Annotated in this window: 1 protein-coding gene; it reads right to left on the reverse strand. The window is 58.3% G+C overall.

The annotated features are described in order from the left end of the window. Positions 1-115 precede the first annotated feature (115 nt). The gene (locus IE219_RS32735) at positions 116-469 is read right to left on the reverse strand and encodes a hypothetical protein (RefSeq protein WP_189983734.1); all 354 of its coding nucleotides are present in this window, start codon (positions 467-469) and stop codon (positions 116-118) included. Positions 470-629 lie beyond the last annotated feature (160 nt).

The raw sequence follows: 629 nt of genomic DNA on the forward strand, positions 1-629 counted from the left end.
GGCGATTCAGTGATTTGGATTGCAAGTGAAGAGGGTAACGAATGGTGTGTGTCATGTAAGAGGCTAGTAGAATACACGTATGAGGTTGGTTGTGGGAGATGGGGGCATGTCTGTATTAAATGCCGACACCAGCTGAGGCGTCAACACCAGTACCAACATCAAGGGGACCGCCAACACCCACTCCGACGCCCACATTCGCACCAGCTCCCACACCGACACCTCCCAGACCGGCTCCTACGCCTACGTCGGCACCTACGTTGGCGCCGAGTCCACCAAATCCACCGAGTCCGCCACCAAGTCCAGCGTTGACCCCTACGTTGGCTCCGAAACCAGTTCCTAGGTTAGCACCAAAACCGGCGTTGACCCCAAAGCCGGGGATCATGCCGAAGAGACCGCCAAAGCCGCCGAAACCACCAAAGCCGGGCATCATGCCGAAGCCGTTACCCATACCGCCAAAGCCGGGGAACATGCCACCAATGCCGGATCCTTGGCCGGGACGACCACGGGACGGGATGCTGGGAGATGGGTGATAAGGAGCTGGGTGGTAAGGTTGAGATGGCTTGCCACCGTAGGAAGGGTGTTGGGCTGGGGGAGAGTAAGATTCTGGTGGGGCATAGGAGTCAGAGTCG

The organism is Streptomyces termitum (assembly GCF_014650175.1).
GTDB lineage: Bacteria > Actinomycetota > Actinomycetes > Streptomycetales > Streptomycetaceae > Streptomyces > Streptomyces termitum.